Here is a 20,230-nt window from a genome sequence, read left to right on the forward strand (position 1 = left end):
AACTCTAATTTTCAAAAACGGTCTCTCCGTCTTTTATCAGCATGTAATTATCTCCTTTTCCTCGTAACTCATAGGTGTCATTTTCATACCAGATTCCGGAGGCTGCTTTTTTCTGTTCCAAATCGATTTGTTCGCCGCCGTTTAAATAGGCCTTAACCGTTCCGGCAGTGTTGTTAAAAGTCATCGTTAAAACATCGCCTTTGTCGTTTTTTGCTTCTACGTTTACTTTATCGTCCTCGTGTTGAAAAACCGTTTCCCCGTCTTTTTTTAGCCAAACATCGTTTCCTTTTCCGCGCAATTCATATTGGTCGTTTTTATACCAAATTCCCGAAGCTGCTTTTTCTTGCTCCAAATCGATCTGCGCGCCACCGTTTAGATAGGCTTTTGCAGTTCCTGCGGTGTTGTTAAAGGTTACATTCAATACGTCGCCTTCCTCATTTTTAAATTCTACGGAAGCTTTTTTGTCCTGATGTTCAAAAATCACTTCGCCGTCTTTTTTTAGCCAAATATCGTTTCCCTTTCCGCGTAACTCATATTGATCATTTTTATACCAAATTCCAGATCCCGATCGTTGTTGCTCCAAATCAATGCTTTCTCCTTTAAAATTCACGGTTGCCGTTCCTTCAGAATTATTAAAAGACATTTCAAGGGTTTCGCCATCATTATTGGTCAAAGATTGGGTAACTACATCTTTGGAAGCTGTTTGTTCTGTATTGGATGAATCTGTATTTTCCTGTTTTTGGTTATTCTTACAGGAAATAAATACCGTTGCTGTTAGCATTCCGATTGTAAGAATTCTTTTTATCATTTTTCTTTTTTTTTATGTTTGAATTTATATGTGCTATGCTGAATATAATGAATAAAGGAAATTATATATTATTTCAGGTTGAGTTTAGATGAGATCCCAAGACCTCTCGACTGCGCTCGAGGTGACATATTTTTAATATCCTTCATTCTTCGTTTTTATTTAAGTGATGCTTCCGCCGTCACCAACGTTTTGTAACTCGTAAGAATGCGTATAAATTTCAATACTATTTCCAAAGGGATCTTCCGTAAAGGCCATTTTATACGGTTTTTTACCCGGGTACATTTCCTGTGGAGGCATTGTTTGCTTTCCGCCGTGCGCCACAATTCTTTCAATCATCGCTTCAATGTCGGGATGCTGAATGCAAAAATGGAAAACACTGGTTTTAAACGGACTATTATCTGATTTTTCTTCGGAATTATTAGCGAATTCAAAAATTTCCAACCCAATGCCATCTGAAGACGACAAATGGGCGAATTTAAAATTCTTCCAACCTTGCCCGTAAATTTTTCTACTGATGGCCGATAAATTATTGTCTTCATTTTCTTTGACTTCTATAGGTCCCGCGATGTGATAAAAACCCAAAGCATCTTTATAAAACGCAACGGCTTTTTCAATATCTGGAACACTAATTCCCACGTGAGAAAAATTAACTGGATAATTCATAGTTTTTAATTTGGCATCGTATTTACAATAAGTCCGATATGTGTGAAATAGTTAAAGGCGCCGAATAATAGGAATACAATTCCCAGGCCGTAAAGCAAACTGTAACTGATTTTCACTTTGCTGGTCATCGCGGTATTTCCCGTTGCAAAATATTTTAGTACCGAAGGCATTAAAATAGAAGCCACTCCGGTCAAGGCCCATAATAAGGAAATAAATGTTGCTTCAACCATTGGGTAATCTGCGAACATTCCTGTAATGGGTTCTTCCGGCGGGGCTGCAAAAAGTTGATAGGTTACCCCGGCTATGCCAATGGCAATTAGCGCAAGACCTAATCCGTAAAGCAAATATTTAATATGCCAAACCACCCGGGCGACATCTTGAAAAGGCTTTACGGCACTTGCGATTTGATTTCGGGTTTTATAAAAATAAAATGAAAGTCCCAAAGCAATGACCCCAAGCGCCAACGTGGGTTCACCAAAGACAATATTGTCAAAAGGGAAATATTTTGCCAAGGGCCAGGTAAGCGTCATATGCAAACCGGTTGTAAAAAGCAAAATACCTAAAATCCCTAAATTTAAACTCCAGCCCAACGGATTTATATGCTGTTTTCTAAACAATTGTTGTCCTATTCTGGCCAAGGACATTAGTACGGCGCCTGTGGCCAAAGCCATAATAGTATTGTAAGTGGGCATACTAACCCAATCGATAATTAGTCCGGAATCTTGCGACATACAAAGTTATTTTTCAGCAAAAACCAAAGTTAAAGAATGCTTTGCATAAAAGCAGGTCAATTAAATTAACATTAACCATTTTTGCAGCGTTTTAACTGCTTTTTTTGACTGATTTTCCTTTTTTTATTCTATGTAGGGAGCTCCATTGGCACTTCCATTAAAAGTATTTTAGAATTCTCAAGCGCTTCCAGTTCAAAGGAATTGGTTTCACTTATTCCCAGGGCGTCTCTTTTTTCCAAAACCTGATCGCCGATTTTGGCTTTGCCTTCCAGGACAAAAATATATACGCCGTTGCCCGCTTTTTTCAGCTTGTATTCTTTGGAAATTTCCTTGTCAAAATTAGCGAGATGAAACCAGGCATCCTGATAAATCCAAACGCCTGCATCGTCTTGGTTGGGTGATAAAATTTGCTGAAAGTCATTTGGCTTTGCATTATCGGCTATGGTGATTTGGTCGTAGCGGGGTTCTACGTTCATTTTATTCGGAATAATCCAAATCTGTAAGAATTTTACCGGTTTATCGGGATTGTTGTTGTATTCGGAATGCATGACGCCAGTACCCGCACTCATTACCTGGATGTCGCCTTCTTTGATAATGGTTGAGTTGCCCATATTGTCCATATGTTTTAAGTCGCCTTCCAGCGGAATGGAAACTATTTCCATATCCCTATGCGGATGGGTGCCAAAGCCCCTGTTTTCTGAAACGGTATCGTCATTGAGCACGCGTAGCACTCCAAAATTCATACGCTCAGGATTGTGATAATTTGCAAAACTGAAACTGTGTTTTGAATGTAACCAACCGTGATTGGCATCTCCTCTTGTGTCTGCTTTGTGCAATATTGTTTTCATTTTTTATCTATTTAATAATCAATTATTAAAAGTTTTTTTAGTTGTTTTTATTCCTTCATAGCTTTTTCAGTTTGGGGATCCAGGACCGTTCATAGTATAGCCATAGCCAAATATATGGTGAGATAAAGACCCAAATTCCGAGATATATAAAGTTGAAGGAATACGTTAAAATAACCGGTAGCATGGTTTTAAAGCTTTAAAAGTATAGCCTTCCGGCGCGCTCATTTCTAGCACCATAATAGTTATGATAATGGCCAGTACCCCATCACTAAAGGCTTCTAATCTTCCTGTTTTTATCGAATACGCGGTTTTGGCAACGGCACATATTCTTCTTCATCGCCAACTACTTTTGGAAAAGCGTCCAAATTCTGATTTTCCCAATCTTTTTTGGCTTTTTCAATCACTTCTTTATCAGAATTGACAAAATTCCAGTGGATGTAACGTTCCTCATCAAATGGGGTTCCGCCAAAAATATAAATCGTGGTGTTTGGCTCCATTTCGAAAGAACACAGCGTACTATCCTTGGCTACAAGAATTTGTTTATTTCCGTAGTTATGTCCGTCGGCGTTAATACTGCCTTCCAGAATATACAAAGCACTTTCACCATAAAGATCTTTTCCTATATCGATTTGCTGTTTATGGTCGCTTTTAATTTCTATAAAATACAATTCGCTATGTACGGGCACAGGCGATTCTTTATCAAAAGCTTTCCCGGCAATCAATTTAAATTGCGCCCCTTGCTCGCTCCAATGTGGAATATCTTTTTCTTCAATATGCGAAAAACTAGGTTCCGATTGCTCTAAATTTTTAGGGAGTGCAACCCAAATCTGCAAGCCGTGTAAGGATTTTTCTTTATTACGTAAATATTCCGGAGTTCTTTCAGAATGAACCACGCCCTTTCCTGCGGTCATCCAATTAACCGCTCCGGGTTTAATTTCAATATCAGAACCCAAACTGTCTTTATGCTGAATAGATCCTTCAAATAAATAGGTGAGGGTAGATAAACCAATATGCGGATGAGGTGCCACATCCAGATTCGTGTCCTTATCCATTTCCGCCGGCCCCATATGATCGATAAATGAAAAGGGGCCAACATTTCTTTTTTGTCGGAAAGGCAATAAGCGCCCCACCATAAAGTTCCCGATATCGGCGGCGCGTTCTTCTATTATTAATTGAGTGTTTGACATATTGTTTTAAGTTTTTGGTTCAACTATTATTTTGCTTTTCGGCAGAAAGGTTTCTGTGGAATAAAGTATAAATTTCTATTTTTGACGAAGGACGGAAGGCTATAGGACTTAAGACAAAAATTGCATTATTAAATGGAATGGCGGATTAAACGAACTATTTATAGTGATAATCCTACGTCATAGGTCTTAGAGTCTTAAGTCAGTGATTTTATTTACGCCAAAACATCCCTTATGCTTTCATCTTTTTCAAACCTGCGTTTTGCGTAAGGACAAAGCGGAATGATTTTTAAGTCATTCTCCCGCGCGTATTCCACACCGGCCATTACCAATTGCTTGGCCAATCCCTGACCTTCAAACTTATCCACAACCCCGGTGTGGTCAATAATAAATTTTCCTTTCCCTGCCCAGGTAAACGTCATTTCTCCTGCTTCCTCATTATTTTCGTAAATGATAAACCGACCTTTTTTTCCGTTGTCTACTCGTTCAATTTTTGCCATAGTTTTTATTTTGAATTTTTATCTAAACTGAATTTGATTTCTTTTATTCCACTTGGTAAGTTTTGCCGCGTGGTTGCAACTACTTGGAGAAATTTAGCACTACTTAGGCAGGATTATTTTCTTTTTTGATATTTTGACACTTTAAGATAAATTCGCCAAGCGCATCGTGAAAATAGGTTATTTCGGGTCTTACGATGTAGTTTCAATAATTGGTTATTTTAAAATAGTCTGAGAAGTTAAGGAATCTGTTGCGTTTTTTAAATTTTCCAATTCAGAAAAAAAAAGCCGATAGTCATTTTTATATCTATCTATTAATTAACTATCGGCCCATGTTTTACAGTAAACTATTATTTACTGCTTGATAAACTGAAGGTTGGCAATTAATCTAACTTTATCGCTCACCACAACATTTCCCGCTTCGGTTACAGCGCTCCAGTTTAGGCCAAAGTCTTTTCGGTTAATGCTTCCGGTAGCTTCAAAACCTGCTTTGGTTTGTCCGTATTGATCCTCAGCAATTCCGTTGAAATCTACATCCAAGGTCACTTCTTTGGTAACGTCCCTTATGGTCATTTCGCCTACCATTTTTTCTCCATCATAAGATTTTGATTCAAAAGTAAGACGAGGATGTTTTTCGGCATTAAAGAAATCATCAGACTTTAAGTGCGTATCTCGGTCCTTATTTTTTGTGCTTATAGAATCGATTTTTGCGCTGAATTTGAATTTTGCATTTTTAAAAGTGTCATCTTCTGCTTCAATTTCACCATCAAATTCACTGAAACTTCCCGATACCGTTGAAATCATCATGTGTTTTACCTTGAATTCGATTTCAGAATGTGCAGGATCTACTTTCCAATTTGTTTTTTCTGTGTTTTCCATTTCTTTAATTTTATGTGTTAAACATTTTGATTTGATACAAAGCTACGCTACTAAATAATGCTGTGCATTGATGTATGATAAGAAGCTAAGTATTTGAATATAAAAGATTTAATTTAAATAGTCAATTCCATTTTATTTTTTTTAATTTGGTTTCAGATATTTTTTTCATCTAAGATTTGGCACATGCTGGAACCATGCTATTTCTGATTAAATTATTATCTCATTTTTTGTTGTTCTTCAGCAATAAATAATCTAAAGAATACCTGCCTGCACCTATTGTGGCAATTACAATATAGATTGCTGCATAAAGCATTGGTAGTTCTTGCCGCCCAAAGTCATCGTTTATATGGATAACAAAGGCTGCAACCATCATTGTAAAAAGCAATGGTATAGCGGCCAAACGGGTGCCCAGCCCAATAATCAATAAAATAGAACACAACACCTCAGCAAAAACAGCAAGTGCAAGGGACATGGCAGCACCTACTCCAAGAGGGTCGTGGAACTGAATGGGGTCGCCTCCAAACAATGTTTGAAGTTTACCCATACCGTGGGTAAGCATAAGAATACCTACGAGGAAACGCAAAATTAAAAGTACGATATTTAGGTTTTTGGGATAATTGCCTGTATCGAGAATTCGCTTGAGTGTTTGTTTCATTTTTTTCTTTTTAAATGGATAAATGTTATAATTGATTACAAAACTACACGACAAGAGGATGTTCTACATTGATGTATGGTAAGAAGTTGAAATCTAGGTGAAAGTGGCTTTGAAGAAGATGACAGAGTAAAACCGGCTTAAGGTATAAGTTAACAGTCATTTTTTCTAGTTTTATTGATAAACCTCTAAATACGGATAAAACAAATTTGAAGATAATAAAAAGGGGCCAAAAATTAAGCCCCTCACTTAACTGTAATAAAAAAGTTATTAGTCTTTCATTATACTCATCACTTTGCCTGTTTGGGTAAATGTTATGGTAATATCTTTAGACCATCCCTTTTCTATTTCTACTACATACGTTGTAACCCCATCTTTAAAAACAGATTGAACATCGTCAATTTTAAAGTCTGGGTAATCTCGTTTAATTATCTCACTAACGATTGTTGGAAGTTCAGCCCTGGTTATATCTTTTTCAACCCGTACCATATCTCCAGTTTTGTTAAACCAGATTTCGTGCTCCATCCTGCCAGAATCGAATTCTACTTTGTAATCGTTGCCATTACGCTCCCATTCAATGTTAGTGGCATTGGGGTAGGCCTTTAAAAGACCATCTGTGAAGTTTGAAGGCACCTTAGATGCTGTTACATCTTGACCGTACATCGCTACTGAAGCAAATAAAGCCAATGCGGCTAATTTTAAGTTTTTCATCTTTTCTTTATTTGAATTAAACATAAATATACTGTTAGTTCGTAAAATATCGAACTAAACAAGATTAAAGTCTTGTTAAAGTTTGATATTCAAATATTTATCGAAATAATTGGTTAATGTGGCATTTTGCGAAGCCTAAGTATTGATGACCGTCCCGATTATGAAGAAAAGCTACGATAAAGCAGGAGTAAACCTCGGTTTCGACCATAGCAATACTAACTACAGGAAAAAATGGCTCATTTTCTGAAGCTAATTTAAAGATACAACCCCCTAATCATGTTTGAGATGGTTTTTCATTTTAATAGAAAGTAAAGTGATTTTTTAAGGTGCTTCCTTAGCTTTATTTCCAGTTTTCTTCGAGTCTTCTTCGACTTTTATTCGACAAGATTCCTTATTTTACGTATTAAAAGTCGAAGGAAATAGGGGGTAAAGTCGAAGAAAAACACAAATAGTAAAGTGTTTGTATTATATAGGTACATGACTATCATTAATTTTATTGATAGCTTGAGTCGCGTACCTTCTTTCTCTCTTAATATTTTCTCTTGCGTTGTGCCCAAGTAGGATTAAAAGCTACAACCCCAACGTTTTCTTAGATTGATTTAACTGGGTTTTAAAGGTGGTTTCATCTACTTGGGTGTTCCAGGTTGGGGCCATTTGCTGTAACAATTTCTTGCCTTTATTGGAGTTGATGACTTCAGGAAAGGCTTTGTTCATAACATCCAGCATAATCTTTACAGCCGTGGAGGCCCCTGGCGAAGCACCCAACAAACAGGTAATGCGACCATCTTTGCTGCTTACCACCTCGGTGCCGAATTCTAACTTGCCGCCTTCATATTCGTCCCTTTTTATGATTTGCACGCGCTGGCCGGCGACCACTACTTCCCAGTCCTCGTTTTTGGCATTTTTTACAAACTCCCGAAGATCGTCCATTCGGTCGTCAAAAGACATAGCCAATTGTTTTATCAAATACTTGGTCAGCGATAGGTTGTGCCAAAAACCGCCCAACATGGAAGGAATATTCTTAAGATTGACCGATTTAAACAAGTCCAGCTTGGAGCCTTCCTTCAAAAACTTAGGGCTAAAACCGGCAAAAGGGCCAAAAAGCAGTTCGCGTTTGCCATCGATGTAACGGGTATCCAAATGTGGGGTTGACATGGGTGGGTCGCCCAATCCTGCTTTGCTGTACACTTTTGCGTGATGCTGGTTGATGACTTCTTGGTTTTTGCATGCCAACCACTGGCCGCTTACTGGAAATCCGCCATAGCCGTCTTTTTCTTCTATTTCTACCTTTTCCAATAACAACAAGCTACCGCCACCAGCTCCTATAAACACATGCTCGGCATCTAAATGCTGTACTTTGCCCGTTTCCGTATTCTTAACTTTAACAGACCACTCAACGCCTTCGTCCGGATCAATGTCCAATACTTCTTCATTGCATTGTACCGGGGTGCCGTAATCGGTTTCCAAAATGGAGAACAGTTTTTTGGTCAATACCCCAAAGTTCACTTCGGTACCGCGTTCTATTCGAGAGGCTGCCATTACTTCATCATTGTTTCGGTTTTGCATAATGAGCGGGAACCATTGTTTCATAATCTCTTGGTCTTTCGTAAACTCGATGCTCTCAAACATAAAGTGCTCTTTCATGGTTTTGTACCGTTTTTCCAAGTATTCAGCATTGGCTTTTCCCGTCACCCAGCTGTGATGCGGTACATTGTGTATAAAACTTTGCGGGGCTTTAATATGGCCGTTATTGACCAAATACGACCAAAATTGTTTGGATATTTCAAACTGGTTGCAAATAGCGATCGCCTTGCTGATGTCGATGTCTCCGTCTTTATTTTCAGGAGTGTAATTGAGTTCGCACAGCGCTGAGTGACCGGTGCCGGCATTGTTCCACGCAGCAGAGCTTTCCTGAGCCACTTTATCCAGTTTTTCCAGTATCAATACGTTTAATTCAGGTTTCAGTATTTTGGCTATCAATGCTAAATTGGCGCTCATAATGCCGCCTCCTACGCAAATTAAATCGTAATCTTTGTTTACTTTGGCTGTTTCCATCGCTCTTTTTCCATAAAGGTACACAAGTATCATTGAAAATGAAACTTAATGGGCAGCTGTATTATTTTAAGAAAGCACTAAGACAATAAGCCTTTTAAAAGCCTTAATTTTAAATACTGATTTTCTTCTGGGCATAGCAAAAGCGAAAATTTATTCTTATATAAGTTTACTCTTAATAATCCAGAAGAGGACCACCTACGTGCATATACTTGAAAATATTTAAAATATGAGAGAAGCCATTCGTTTTACTGGAATCGTACTTTTTATTATTGCCGGCATCGTGCTTACGGCTATTTGGCCCGCTTACGGGTTCTCCATATTGGCTGTTTTGATTTTTGCATTGGGGATGTACGATTTGTTTCAGAAAAAAAACACCGTATTGCGAAACTTTCCTGTAATAGGCCATATGCGGTTTTTACTGAAAATGATCGGCCCGGAGCTCCATCAATATTTTGTGGAATCTGGCACTGATGGCAAGCCCATAGACCAAAACCATAGACAATATATTTATGAACGGGCCAAACTGGAAAATGAAACCCATCCCTTTGGTACTGAGCTGGACGTGGAAGAAGAGAATTTTAAATGGATGCAGCACAGTATCTACCCTTCAAAAACATTGGAAAATCCGCCACGGGTTATGGTTGGTGGTCCTCAATGTACGCAACCCTATTCGGCGAGTTTGTTTAATATTTCGGCCATGAGTTTTGGTGCCCTCAGTAAGAATGCGGTAAAGGCCCTTAATTTAGGTGCGAAGGCAGGCAATTTTTTTCACGATACGGGTGAAGGGGGCATATCAGAGTATCACTTGCAAGGTGGCGACCTGGTTTATGAAGTGGGTACTGGTTATTTTGGCTGCCGAACGGAGGACGGTAATTTTTCTCCGGAAAAGTTCACGGAAAAAGCTGCGATGCCAACGGTGAAAATGATAGAAATTAAAATCTCCCAAGGGGCAAAACCGGGACACGGAGGCGTATTGCCAGCTGTTAAAAACAATGAGGAAATCGCTAAAATACGTGGCATTGAGCCGCATACCAAAGTATTGTCGCCTCCCGGGCATTCGGCATTCAACGATGCAAAAGGCCTCTTGGAATTCGTGCAGCAAATGCGCGAACTCTCCAACGGGAAACCTATAGGCTTTAAACTGTGCATTGGCAGTAAAGAAGAATTTATAACCATCTGTAAACAAATGGTACAAACAGGAATAAAACCGGACTTCATCACTGTAGATGGGGCAGAGGGGGGCACCGGTGCTGCGCCCATAGACTTTTCAAATTACGTGGGCATGCCGTGGGAACGGGCACTGCTGTTTGTGGTGGACGTATTGAATGGTTATGATTTAAAGAAAGACATCAAAGTATTTACGGCTACAAAAATTTTTACTGCTTTCGATATTTTTAAAGCGCTTTGCATTGGAGCCGATCTCTGTAACTCGGCGCGTGGGATGATGCTGGCCTTGGGCTGCATCCAGGCACTTAAATGCGACACCAACAAATGCCCTACGGGCGTTACCACCAACGATCCTCGATTAATGAGAGGTTTAGTGGTTGCCGACAAGTGGAAACGGGTGCGCAACTACCACCACGAGATATTAAAAGACTTTACTGAACTGTTTGCCGCAGCCGGCTGTACCGATTTGGAACAGCTTGACAGGAAACTGATCTTTAAGAAGTTGGAAGGGGAGATAAAATCATACGAAGAGTTGTACCCTTCGGTAAAAGTAGGCGCTTATTTGTAATTGTAATGCTAAACGAGTGCTTTCACGAAATAAGTAAGGTTCCAAAAATACAAAACAGGCCGTGAATATAATCCCACGACCTGTTTTTTCACTAAATTAATAAATATGGAGTGTTACTCTTTCATAGCAATATCACTGTCCATTTTAGCGACGTACGAATAAAATTCTTGCATTTTGGCCATTGCTTTTTCTTGACCACCTGTAAGTTTGCTCAACTCTCCCATCCACTTTACGTCCTCTTCGGTCATTTTATAATTCAGGGTTTCAATGCCTTTTTCCATTGGGAAAATAACGAGCATATCATACTCGCCCGAAGCTAAATCGTACGAAGTAGGTGCAGCTCCACCAGAATTTTGGCCCGCTTTCATAAAATAATCGTTAATAATGCTCTTTGCCTTGTCTTTCATCATGGGTTTAAACTTCACATACGCAATGCGTACCCATTCAGGGTTCTCGTGTTTCTTTGCTTTCATTTCTTGTGCCCATAGGCCACTGCTGTAACACAACAGTACCGCTATGGTACACAAGAGTGCGTTTACTTTTTTCATACCTTTTATATTTAATTATTACTTGAGTTACATATCTTCAGCATTAATGGCATTGATATTTTATGGGTGCGCTCAAGAGGTATTGGGACACTAAGTAAAAAAAAGGGGATTGGTCTGTGATTTGAATTGGACTAAAAGTAAAAAAATAATACGATATTTTATTTTTGAAGCTGCAAATATTTTCCTACATGTTGCTGTAAGTAAGTTTTTTCGTATAATTGTGGTGCTGCTCAGTTTTTTCAAGTTAATTGCAATGCCAACAATATATTTTTGGTAAAACCTGTTAATTTATGTTATTTTTGAGTGCTTTTGCTTTTTAAAAACCTCCTCAATTTTGAAAAAAGAAGTATTGTTTTTAATCATTCAGTTTATACTTTTCTCTTGCTATTTTATTGACATTCATATACTATCCTATTCTTTTGCCCCATGGGTGAATTATACCTTACTTTCATTGGTAGGCTTGGGTTTTGTGGTCATCTTCTTGGGGATATTGAACCTCAATGACGATTTAAGCGGGATACATTCCAAAAAAGGCAGCCGTATGACCTTTAATGGCATCTATCAATATGTGCGTCACCCTATCTATTCGGGTATTTTGTTGAGTATGTTGGCCTATGCACTATTTACCGCTTCGGTATTAAAAGTTGTTTTAACGGTTATTATGGCAGTGGTTTTTTATTATAAATCGGACAGTGAAGAAAGCTGGATGGTTGAAAAATATGAGCAGTATCGGGTCTATAAAAAAAAGACGGGGCGTTTTTTTCCAAAACTCAGGAAATAAACGTTTCCGATAAAGAAATAACGTTTATTAATAACTTTCTTTGTAAGGTTCTATTTAAAGTTGGTATTTTTACATTTTGAAATGAACACCGCCCAGTTTCTCGGGCGATGAACTTGAACAACTCTATTATGGCAGATACTATTGAAAGAATAAAATGCTTGATCATTGGCTCTGGTCCAGCAGGATACACGGCAGCTATTTATGCATCAAGGGCAGATTTAAAACCTGTGATGTACACCGGTATGGAACCCGGGGGGCAATTGACCACCACTACCGAAGTTGATAATTTTCCCGGTTACCCCGATGGGGTGGACGGCCCTACCATGATGGTGCACTTGCAAAAACAGGCCGAACGTTTTGGAACCGAAGTGCGTATGGGAATGGTCACGGCCGTGGATTTTAGCGATCAAGTAGGCGGTATCCATAAAGTAACCGTGGACAACAGCAAACAGCTGGAAGCCGAAACGGTTATCATATCAACAGGTGCAACGGCAAAATATTTAGGATTGCCAAGCGAACAAAAATTACGTGGTGGCGGGGTTTCGGCCTGTGCCGTGTGCGATGGATTTTTCTACAAAGGTCAAGATGTTGCCATAGTAGGCGGGGGCGATACCGCTGCTGAAGAAGCAACCTATCTTGCCAATATCTGTACCAAAGTAACTATGCTAGTGCGTAAGGATTATATGAAAGCTTCCAAAGCCATGCAACACCGCGTAACCAACACCAAGAACATTGATCTTCGCTATAACACCGAAGTGGATGAAGTGCTGGGCGATCAAGTTGTTGAAGGCCTGCGAATGGTAAACAACCAAACGGGCGAAAAAGAAGAAATAAAAATTACGGGATTGTTCATAGCTATTGGTCACAAGCCTAACACCGAAATATTTAAAGGGCAGTTAGATATGGACGACACCGGTTACGTTATAACCAAAGGGAAAAGTACCAAAACCAACAAACCCGGTGTTTTTGCCAGTGGCGATGTGCAGGATAAAGAATACCGTCAAGCTGTTACAGCCGCAGGAACCGGTTGTATGGCCGCTTTAGACGCCGAACGGTATTTACAGACCGTCGAAACCGAAGAAACGGTAGAGGCGTAGTAAAAAAAGAACTATATTCATTAGACGTCCCGAAGTATATTGCCTCGGGACTTTTTTTTAGTCATCTCGACGACAGGAGAGATCACATCCTACTAATTGCGTATTCCTCTTTTTAGGAGAAAATAAGGCTATATCTTTAAAGAAGCCCTGTTTCTTAATTCTTGCAGTGAAGCCGTCTTGCTTCTATCTTTGGCGGTATCTTTAAACCATAGTTTACTTTTTTACCTTCACCGTCCACTCAAACTCAAAGGTGGAAACAACATTCCCAGCTTTATCAACACCTTGAGATTTCATCCAGACAGTCTGACCTTCTCCGGTTTTTATAGCTTCTTGAATGGCTTCTTTTACTTTAATTCCATCTTCGCAGGTAAACGTGATCCTTCCCTTTGCTTTTTTTGAAAATGAAGCCTTGTTATTGGCAACCAGCATAGAAATATTTTCATTACTTTCTTTAATGGTCGCCATGACCATAGCGCCAGTACTTAACTCGGCAGCCATACCCTGTACCGCCCAGAACATCGATTTAAACGGATTTTGATTGATCCACCGGTGTTTTACCGAAGTGACACAGCTATTGGCGTCAATACGCATTACCCGGACCCCCGTAAGCCAAGCGGAAGGCAATTTAAAAAATAAAAAAGTATTGATTTTTGAAGGGCTAAGTGCCATAGGCATTGGTTTTATAGCGAAGATACTCCAAAAAAGACGAACCTGCTAATTCTTAAATAAATGTTAAATTTTAGTACTATGCGTAACATAATACCTTTTTTTGTACTTATCTTTGTATAAGAACTTAATGACAATGGCAACAATTTTGACAAACCTTTCTGAAAAAGAAGCTGAAAACCAAAAGAATATCGCAGCGGGAATCCATTTAAGCACTTTTTTAAAGTACTTGTTCCCGTTCGCCAATTTTATAGCTCCATTGATTATTTGGACCATTCACAAAGAAAAACCATTTGTGGATACCCATGGAAAACAAGCCCTAAATTTTCAGTTGAGCATTTTATTGTATTCCATCGGGATAGGGTTGGTGTGCCTTCCGTTCTTTGTCATATTTGCGGCAGATTTCATTTCGCTTATGGAGGCGATGGAAGATACGGTCGGCAATCCGGGTTTTGCCGAAATAAGAAATCTTTCAGGATACATTCTTTTATTCGGAATTGCAGGGTTGTTGTTATTTGGGCTTTTCGTATTGGAATTGTATGCCGTGATCACCGCAACCATGCACGCGGCTAAAGGGAAAATGTACAACTATCCCTTATGTATCTCTTTTTTAAAACCAACTTCTGAAATTGCTTCAGAAAAAAACAACCAACCGCATGAGCACACTAGTTAACATCGTATTGGCAGCAATTTTAAGTTTTTTGGGTGCCGAAGTGCGCAAAGAAAAAAATGAAACCGCTATGAATACAACGATACAATGCCAGCAGGCCGTTAAAAGCAACAAAGCGGCATTGTTCACTAAAAACGAAACGATTAATTGTAAATAGGACCGATGAAAATTGAAAACACAAAAGCGCAAATGCGCAAAGGGGTCTTGGAGTATTGCATCCTTTCCGTTTTAAAGGACGGGGAGGCGTACACTTCCGATATTTTGGAAACCCTAAAGGACGCAAAAATGCTCGTGGTAGAAGGAACCATTTATCCTTTGCTTACACGGCTTAAAAACGCAGGGCTTCTTTCCTACCGCTGGGAAGAATCAACAAGCGGCCCACCCCGGAAATATTACGAACTGACCGAAACCGGACAGTTGTTCCTAAACGAATTGAACACCACCTGGAGCGAACTGCAACAGGCGGTAAACCGAGTAACCAGCGAAAACACCAAGAAATGAAAAAGACAGTAAACATAAATTTGGCAGGAACCTTTTTCCATATAGATGAAGATGCCTTCGGAAAACTTTCCCGATACCTCGATGCCATAAAAAAATCACTCACCGGCCCGGATGGCAGCGACGAGATCATGCGCGACATAGAGGCCCGTATCGCAGAGCTTTTTTCTGAAAAAATTGAAACCCAATCCCAAGTCATTTCTTTAAAAGAACTGGACGAGGTTATTGCCGTGATGGGACAACCGGAAGATTATCAAGTGGACGAAGAACTGTTCGACGATGTGCCACCAGCACAGAAAGCCCAAACCCGAAGCAGGTCTAAGAGACAGCAGCTGTTTCGTGACATAGACAATAAATTCATTTCTGGGGTTTCCTCCGGCCTTGGCCATTATTTAGGCGTAGATGCCATCTGGATTCGCCTCTTGTGGATTATCTTGACCCTCCTTTCGCAAGGAGTGTTCATTGTGGTTTATATTATTTTCTGGATTTTGGTGCCGGCAGCGGTAACCACCTCCGATAAACTGAAAATGACGGGCGAACCGGTCAATATTTCAAATATAGAACGGAAGTTCAAAGAAGGGTATGATACCGTTGCCGATAAAGTTAAAAATGCCGATTATCAAAAATATGGTAGTAAGGTTAAACAAGGTACTTCAGGATTTTTCGACACCGTGGGAAAGATCATTGTGGCCATTTTCACCTTTTTTGTGAAACTTTTTGGGCTTTTTTTAATCGTTATTTCATTGAGCGCCTTGGTAGGACTTATCGTTAGCCTGTTCACTTTGGGTACGGTCGGCCTTTGGGGCACTGGCGAGTTAATGGAGTACATCACTATGTTCGATACCACCGGCACCCCCATCTGGATCATTTCGGTATTGACCTTATTTGCGGTGGGCATTCCATTTTTTGTACTTTTTATACTAGGCCTGAAACTGTTGATAAACAATCTAAAGTCCATCGGTACACCGGCAAAGATCACCTTGGTGGTGGTATGGTTTGTATCTTTGATAATACTGGGTATTTTGGGCATTCGCCAAGCCACACAACAAGCCTATGATGGTGAAGAAATTACCGAAACCACCATTCCGGTACAAAAAGGGGACACCTTACAATTGCAAATGCGTGCCGATAAGCAATATGAATACGAAGTGCACCGTCACGGAGGCCTGGAGCTTAAATACAATGAAGCAGACGAACGTATTATTTATACCAATGACATAAGGTTGATCGTTCGTTCCACAAAAGATTCCGTAGGGAAGTTATTGATCGAGCGCAAGGCTGAAGGAAAGAGCTTCCTCGATGCTAAAAAGCATGCCCGGGCCATTGATTATAACTATTCTTTTGAGAACAATACCTTGCTGTTAGATGGGTTTTTAACCACTGGAACAGAAAACAAGTTTCACGATCAAGAAGTGGAGGTGACCCTCTATTTGCCAGAAGGCAGCGTGCTGGTGGCCGATAAAAACACCTATTCCTTTCACCGCAACGATTCCCGGTACGAAGATATACTGGAAAACGGGGACGAAGGCAAAAAGCTGTTGATACTCCGCGACGCCACACAGTGCTTGGATTGTGAGGATGAAATGGAAACCTTGGAAGGGGATGCCTCTGAAACTTCTTTGGAAACAGATACTTTAGACGATACCTCTAAAAGCGATGCCGAAGTAACCCTCGAGCAAACAAGTTCAAAAAACTGGAAACAAGATGTAAATGAACGCTTTAAGCAAGGTGAAACCAATTCAAAAACCATTCAAGAGAAAGGGGATGCCGTTGAAACAGATTCGGTGATTTCCGATCAATAAACAAACAACAAGAACCGATAAAACCAATGATTATGAAACCAATCCATGCAATTCTATTAGTATTGATAGCAGGTGTAAGCACTGCATGTCAATTTGACATCAACCTTGGCCAGACCAACGGTAACGGAAACGTAGTAACCGAAGAACGCCCTGCTTCAGAGCCATTCAATGCGGTTCGCGGTAGCGCGGGCTTAGATGTATTTTTAACACAGGGCGACGAGCAAAAAATAGTGGTGGAAGCCGATGAAAACCTGGTCGATATTATTGAAACCGAAATAATCGATGGCAAGCTAAAAATTAAGACCAAAGAAAACATTGGTCGTTCTAAAGCGAAAAAAGTATATGTAACTTATACTGAATTAAACACCATTGAAGCCAGCAGCGGAGCCGATGTCATAGGAAATTCGGTAGTGGAAAGTGAGCAACTAACCTTGGATTGCAGCAGTGGTGCCGATTTGGAAGTGGAAGTCTTTTCAAAATATCTAATTGCCGAAACCAGTAGCGGGGCCGATTTAAAAGTGTCGGGCAAAGCCACAAACTTGGACGCTTCAGCTTCCAGCGGAAGTGATTTAAACGCCAAAGACCTGTTGGTAATCAATTGCACGGCCGATGTTTCCAGCGGTGCCGATATTACGGTAAACGTAAAAGAAAAATTGGTTTCCGAAACCTCCAGTGGTGGCGATGTGCATTACTACGGCAATCCGGGCAATGTTTCACAAAACGAAAGCAAATCTGGCGGCGGAACGCATAAGATGTAGTTGAAATCCCTATTAACCTACCAAAATGCAAAAACCGAAGACAATTCAGCTTCGGTTTTTGTTGTTTCAGTAGTTTTTATTTCAAGCTTCCAACCTTTAATTGTTATTTTAGTAGCGTAAAATTTGATTTATTGAATATGGAAGTATTGATTATAGAAGACGAAAAACCTTCGGCACGACGCTTAAAACGCATGCTGGAAAAACTGGATGTTATCGTAAAACACACCCTGCACAGTGTGGAAGAAGCTGTGGAATGGTTTTCAAACAACCCACAACCCGAATTGATTTTCTTGGACATTCAGTTGAGCGACGGTCTTTCTTTTGAAATTTTCGATACCGTTTCCATAACCAGTTCTGTGATTTTCACTACCGCTTATGACGAATATGCGCTGCAGGCCTTTAAGCTGAACAGCATCGATTACTTGTTGAAGCCTATCGATCAAGAGGATTTGGAAAAAGCAGTTGAAAAATACAAAACCTTTAAACCCCAACAGCAAAACGTTCAGTTAAACTTTGAAGACATAAAAAAAATGCTAATCAATCCAGTGGAACGCGAGTACAAAAAACGCTTTACCACGAAAATTGGGCAGCATCTTAAAATGATTTCGGTAGATGATATTGAATGTTTTTATTCTGAAAACAAAGGCACTTACGCGCATACCACCGAAGGGCGTAATTATTTACTCGATACTACATTGGAGCAACTGGAAAACGAGCTGGCTCCCCAAACATTTTTCCGTGTGAACCGGACGTTTTTCATCAACATAAATGCTATAAAAGATATAATTTCTTATACCAATTCACGGCTACAGCTAAAACTAAACAATTATTCCGATCAAGATATTATCGTGGCCCGTGAGAAAGTGAAAGATTTTAAAATATGGTTGGAATAACTCATATTTCAGAAATAAAATACAGCTATCCTTGCAAAAGTTAAGGCGTAACTGCATCTTTGCGAGCTATAAACCATATATTTATGTCAAAGGTTGTCTTAATAACTGGCGGATCTTCCGGGATAGGAAAGGCCATAGGTGCTTATTTACTTTCTAAAAATTACGTAGTGTACGGAACCAGCCGTAATCCTGATAAATATAGCGATACCAGTCCGTTCCCACTATTGAAAATGGAAGTAACTTGTTTGGAAAGTGTACAGGAATCTGTAAGCAACTTATTGCAACAGGAAGGTAGAATTGATGTATTGGTCAACAATGCGGGCGTAGGTATTACCGGCCCTATTGAAGAAACCCCAAACCCCGAAATTGAAAAGGCTTTTGCCACTAACCTTTACGGGCCCATAAATGTGATAAAAGCGGTATTGCCCACTATGCGCAAGCAGGGAAGTGGCACTGTTATCAACATCACTTCTATTGCAGGGTATATGGGGCTGCCGTACCGGGGTATCTATTCGGCCACTAAAGCCGCGCTCGAAATCACCATTGAAGCCCTGCGGATGGAAGTACGGCAATTTGGTGTTAAAATGACCAACATTGCCCCGGGCGATTTTGCCACCAATATTGCCGCTAGCCGTTATCACGCGCCACAATTAGAGAATTCGCCTTATAAAAAAGAATACGGGAACACCTTAAAATTAATGGATGAGCACGTAGACGCTGGCGAAGATCCAGATAAAATGGCTAAAGTAGTGCATCAAATTATCGAAACGAAAAATCCTAAAGTACATTATAAGGTTGGCTCTTTCCTTCAGAAATTTTCAGTTGTACTGAAAAAAATTCTCCCCGACAAGACCTACGAACGAATGTTACTGAACCATTATAAATTGAAATAGAGAATCTTTTTTCCTTTTCGGTTTAAAACAGCGGTAATCTTCCTTATTTTTGTAATTGTCAAAACCAAAAACAGTTACTATGAAATTCTTTATCGATACCGCAAACTTAGATCAAATACGCGAAGCACAAGACTTAGGCGTTTTGGATGGCGTGACCACCAATCCTTCCTTAATGGCCAAAGAGGGCATTACCGGCCGCAACAATATTTTAAAACATTATGTCGATATCTGCGAAATCGTGGATGGCGATGTTTCAGCTGAAGTGATCGCGACCGATTTTGACGGCATCGTTAAAGAAGGCGAACAACTGGCCGACCTGCACGAGCAGATCGTGGTGAAAGTACCCATGATCAAAGAAGGGGTAAAGGCAATAAAATATTTCACCGATAAAGGAATCCGTACTAACTGTACACTGGTTTTCTCTGCAGGGCAAGCCTTATTGGCTGCAAAAGCAGGTGCTACTTATGTGTCGCCATTCATTGGTAGATTGGATGATATTTCAACAGACGGCCTAAATCTGATAGCCGAAATACGCTTGATTTACGATAACTACGGTTTTGAAACTGAAATATTAGCAGCTTCTGTTCGTCATACCATGCACGTTTTGGAATGTGCTAAAATTGGAGCCGATGTTATGACCGGACCTCTTTCTTCAATAGAAGGTTTGTTAAAACACCCACTGACTGATATTGGCTTGGAGAAGTTTTTGGCAGATTATAAAAAGGGAAATTAAGAAAAGAAATTTAATTCAGAAATTATAAAAGAGGGTGTCTAAAAAGTAACTTTAGCTGTCCGTTCGAGCGCAGTCGAGAACTCCATACCAGCAAACTCCAATAAGGTCTCGACTGCGCTCGACCAGAC

24 protein-coding genes are annotated in these 20,230 nt (G+C 39.9%); 11 read left to right on the forward strand and 13 right to left on the reverse strand.

The window, feature by feature from the left end:
- Positions 1 to 4 precede the first annotated feature (4 nt).
- The 11 genes from DDV96_RS09010 to mqo all read right to left on the reverse strand — a co-directional run bounded on the left by DDV96_RS09010 (position 5) and on the right by mqo (position 9,028).
- Positions 5 to 808, reverse strand: a complete 804-nt coding sequence (locus tag DDV96_RS09010; RefSeq protein ID WP_116694432.1) for an MliC family protein — start codon at positions 806 to 808, stop codon at positions 5 to 7.
- A 159-nt stretch (positions 809 to 967) separates the two neighbouring features.
- Positions 968 to 1,471, reverse strand: coding sequence for a VOC family protein (locus tag DDV96_RS09015; RefSeq protein ID WP_116694433.1), 504 nt, complete (start codon positions 1,469 to 1,471; stop codon positions 968 to 970).
- A 5-nt stretch (positions 1,472 to 1,476) separates the two neighbouring features.
- The gene (locus tag DDV96_RS09020) at positions 1,477 to 2,202 is read right to left on the reverse strand and encodes a DUF981 family protein (RefSeq protein ID WP_116694434.1); all 726 of its coding nucleotides are present in this window, start codon (positions 2,200 to 2,202) and stop codon (positions 1,477 to 1,479) included.
- A 128-nt stretch (positions 2,203 to 2,330) separates the two neighbouring features.
- A complete protein-coding gene (locus DDV96_RS09025) occupies positions 2,331 to 3,050 on the reverse strand; it encodes a pirin family protein (protein ID WP_116694435.1) in 720 nt (239 codons plus the stop codon).
- Between the two features lie 165 nt (positions 3,051 to 3,215).
- A complete protein-coding gene (locus DDV96_RS09030; RefSeq protein ID WP_394340127.1) occupies positions 3,216 to 3,377 on the reverse strand; it encodes a TMEM175 family protein in 162 nt (53 codons plus the stop codon).
- Entirely contained in the window at positions 3,344 to 4,237 is an 894-nt protein-coding gene (locus DDV96_RS09035; RefSeq protein WP_116694436.1) for a pirin family protein, read from the reverse strand. The genes DDV96_RS09030 and DDV96_RS09035 overlap by 34 nt, the downstream gene beginning before the upstream one ends.
- Before the next feature lie 212 nt (positions 4,238 to 4,449).
- Complete coding sequence (locus DDV96_RS09040) at positions 4,450 to 4,734, reverse strand: GNAT family N-acetyltransferase (RefSeq protein WP_116694437.1); 285 nt, start codon at positions 4,732 to 4,734, stop codon at positions 4,450 to 4,452.
- Positions 4,735 to 5,085: 351 nt separating this feature from the next.
- Positions 5,086 to 5,610, reverse strand: a complete 525-nt coding sequence (locus tag DDV96_RS09045) for a YceI family protein (RefSeq protein ID WP_116694438.1) — start codon at positions 5,608 to 5,610, stop codon at positions 5,086 to 5,088.
- Positions 5,611 to 5,830: 220 nt separating this feature from the next.
- On the reverse strand, positions 5,831 to 6,265 hold the full coding sequence (locus DDV96_RS09050; RefSeq protein ID WP_116694439.1) for a DoxX family protein: 435 nt from the start codon (positions 6,263 to 6,265) through the stop codon (positions 5,831 to 5,833).
- A gap of 267 nt (positions 6,266 to 6,532) precedes the next feature.
- On the reverse strand, positions 6,533 to 6,973 hold the full coding sequence (locus tag DDV96_RS09055) for a PepSY-like domain-containing protein (RefSeq protein ID WP_165805988.1): 441 nt from the start codon (positions 6,971 to 6,973) through the stop codon (positions 6,533 to 6,535).
- A gap of 570 nt (positions 6,974 to 7,543) precedes the next feature.
- Positions 7,544 to 9,028 carry a malate dehydrogenase (quinone) gene (mqo, locus tag DDV96_RS09060; protein WP_116694441.1) on the reverse strand — a complete coding sequence of 495 codons (1,485 nt, stop codon included), beginning with the start codon at positions 9,026 to 9,028 and terminating at the stop codon, positions 7,544 to 7,546.
- Between the two features lie 226 nt (positions 9,029 to 9,254).
- Here mqo and DDV96_RS09065 point away from each other — a divergent pair, with 226 nt between their 5' ends.
- Positions 9,255 to 10,763, forward strand: coding sequence for an FMN-binding glutamate synthase family protein (locus tag DDV96_RS09065; protein WP_116694442.1), 1,509 nt, complete (start codon positions 9,255 to 9,257; stop codon positions 10,761 to 10,763).
- Positions 10,764 to 10,876: 113 nt separating this feature from the next.
- Here DDV96_RS09065 and DDV96_RS09070 read toward each other — a convergent pair whose 3' ends face one another.
- Positions 10,877 to 11,311, reverse strand: coding sequence for a hypothetical protein (locus DDV96_RS09070; protein ID WP_116694443.1), 435 nt, complete (start codon positions 11,309 to 11,311; stop codon positions 10,877 to 10,879).
- A 334-nt stretch (positions 11,312 to 11,645) separates the two neighbouring features.
- Between DDV96_RS09070 and DDV96_RS09075 the strand changes: the two genes are divergently transcribed.
- Entirely contained in the window at positions 11,646 to 12,092 is a 447-nt protein-coding gene (locus DDV96_RS09075; RefSeq protein ID WP_165805989.1) for a methyltransferase family protein, read from the forward strand.
- A gap of 128 nt (positions 12,093 to 12,220) precedes the next feature.
- Complete coding sequence (gene trxB, locus DDV96_RS09080) at positions 12,221 to 13,189, forward strand: thioredoxin-disulfide reductase (protein WP_116694445.1); 969 nt, start codon at positions 12,221 to 12,223, stop codon at positions 13,187 to 13,189.
- Positions 13,190 to 13,402: 213 nt separating this feature from the next.
- Here trxB and DDV96_RS09085 read toward each other — a convergent pair whose 3' ends face one another.
- Positions 13,403 to 13,858 carry a DUF4442 domain-containing protein gene (locus tag DDV96_RS09085; protein WP_116694446.1) on the reverse strand — a complete coding sequence of 152 codons (456 nt, stop codon included), beginning with the start codon at positions 13,856 to 13,858 and terminating at the stop codon, positions 13,403 to 13,405.
- Positions 13,859 to 13,991: 133 nt separating this feature from the next.
- On the opposite strand from DDV96_RS09085, the gene DDV96_RS09090 reads away from it, so the two are divergent.
- From DDV96_RS09090 to fsa, 8 genes are all read left to right on the forward strand, one after another.
- Positions 13,992 to 14,528 carry a DUF4870 domain-containing protein gene (locus DDV96_RS09090; RefSeq protein WP_165805990.1) on the forward strand — a complete coding sequence of 179 codons (537 nt, stop codon included), beginning with the start codon at positions 13,992 to 13,994 and terminating at the stop codon, positions 14,526 to 14,528.
- On the forward strand, positions 14,512 to 14,682 hold the full coding sequence (locus DDV96_RS15845) for a hypothetical protein (protein WP_165805991.1): 171 nt from the start codon (positions 14,512 to 14,514) through the stop codon (positions 14,680 to 14,682). The genes DDV96_RS09090 and DDV96_RS15845 overlap by 17 nt, the downstream gene beginning before the upstream one ends.
- 5 nt (positions 14,683 to 14,687) lie before the next feature.
- A complete protein-coding gene (locus DDV96_RS09095; RefSeq protein WP_116694448.1) occupies positions 14,688 to 15,026 on the forward strand; it encodes a PadR family transcriptional regulator in 339 nt (112 codons plus the stop codon).
- Positions 15,023 to 16,825 carry a PspC domain-containing protein gene (locus tag DDV96_RS09100; protein WP_116694449.1) on the forward strand — a complete coding sequence of 601 codons (1,803 nt, stop codon included), beginning with the start codon at positions 15,023 to 15,025 and terminating at the stop codon, positions 16,823 to 16,825. The genes DDV96_RS09095 and DDV96_RS09100 overlap by 4 nt, the downstream gene beginning before the upstream one ends.
- A 32-nt stretch (positions 16,826 to 16,857) precedes the next feature.
- Positions 16,858 to 17,583, forward strand: a complete 726-nt coding sequence (locus tag DDV96_RS09105; RefSeq protein ID WP_116694450.1) for a head GIN domain-containing protein — start codon at positions 16,858 to 16,860, stop codon at positions 17,581 to 17,583.
- A gap of 137 nt (positions 17,584 to 17,720) precedes the next feature.
- Positions 17,721 to 18,476, forward strand: a complete 756-nt coding sequence (locus DDV96_RS09110; RefSeq protein WP_116694451.1) for a LytR/AlgR family response regulator transcription factor — start codon at positions 17,721 to 17,723, stop codon at positions 18,474 to 18,476.
- An 83-nt stretch (positions 18,477 to 18,559) separates the two neighbouring features.
- Complete coding sequence (locus DDV96_RS09115; protein ID WP_116694452.1) at positions 18,560 to 19,369, forward strand: SDR family oxidoreductase; 810 nt, start codon at positions 18,560 to 18,562, stop codon at positions 19,367 to 19,369.
- 79 nt (positions 19,370 to 19,448) lie between these two features.
- Positions 19,449 to 20,102, forward strand: a complete 654-nt coding sequence (gene fsa / locus DDV96_RS09120; RefSeq protein ID WP_116694453.1) for a fructose-6-phosphate aldolase — start codon at positions 19,449 to 19,451, stop codon at positions 20,100 to 20,102.
- Positions 20,103 to 20,230 lie beyond the last annotated feature (128 nt).

Origin of the sequence: Marixanthomonas spongiae (genome assembly GCF_003095375.1) — a bacterium.
Lineage (GTDB): Bacteria > Bacteroidota > Bacteroidia > Flavobacteriales > Flavobacteriaceae > Marixanthomonas > Marixanthomonas spongiae.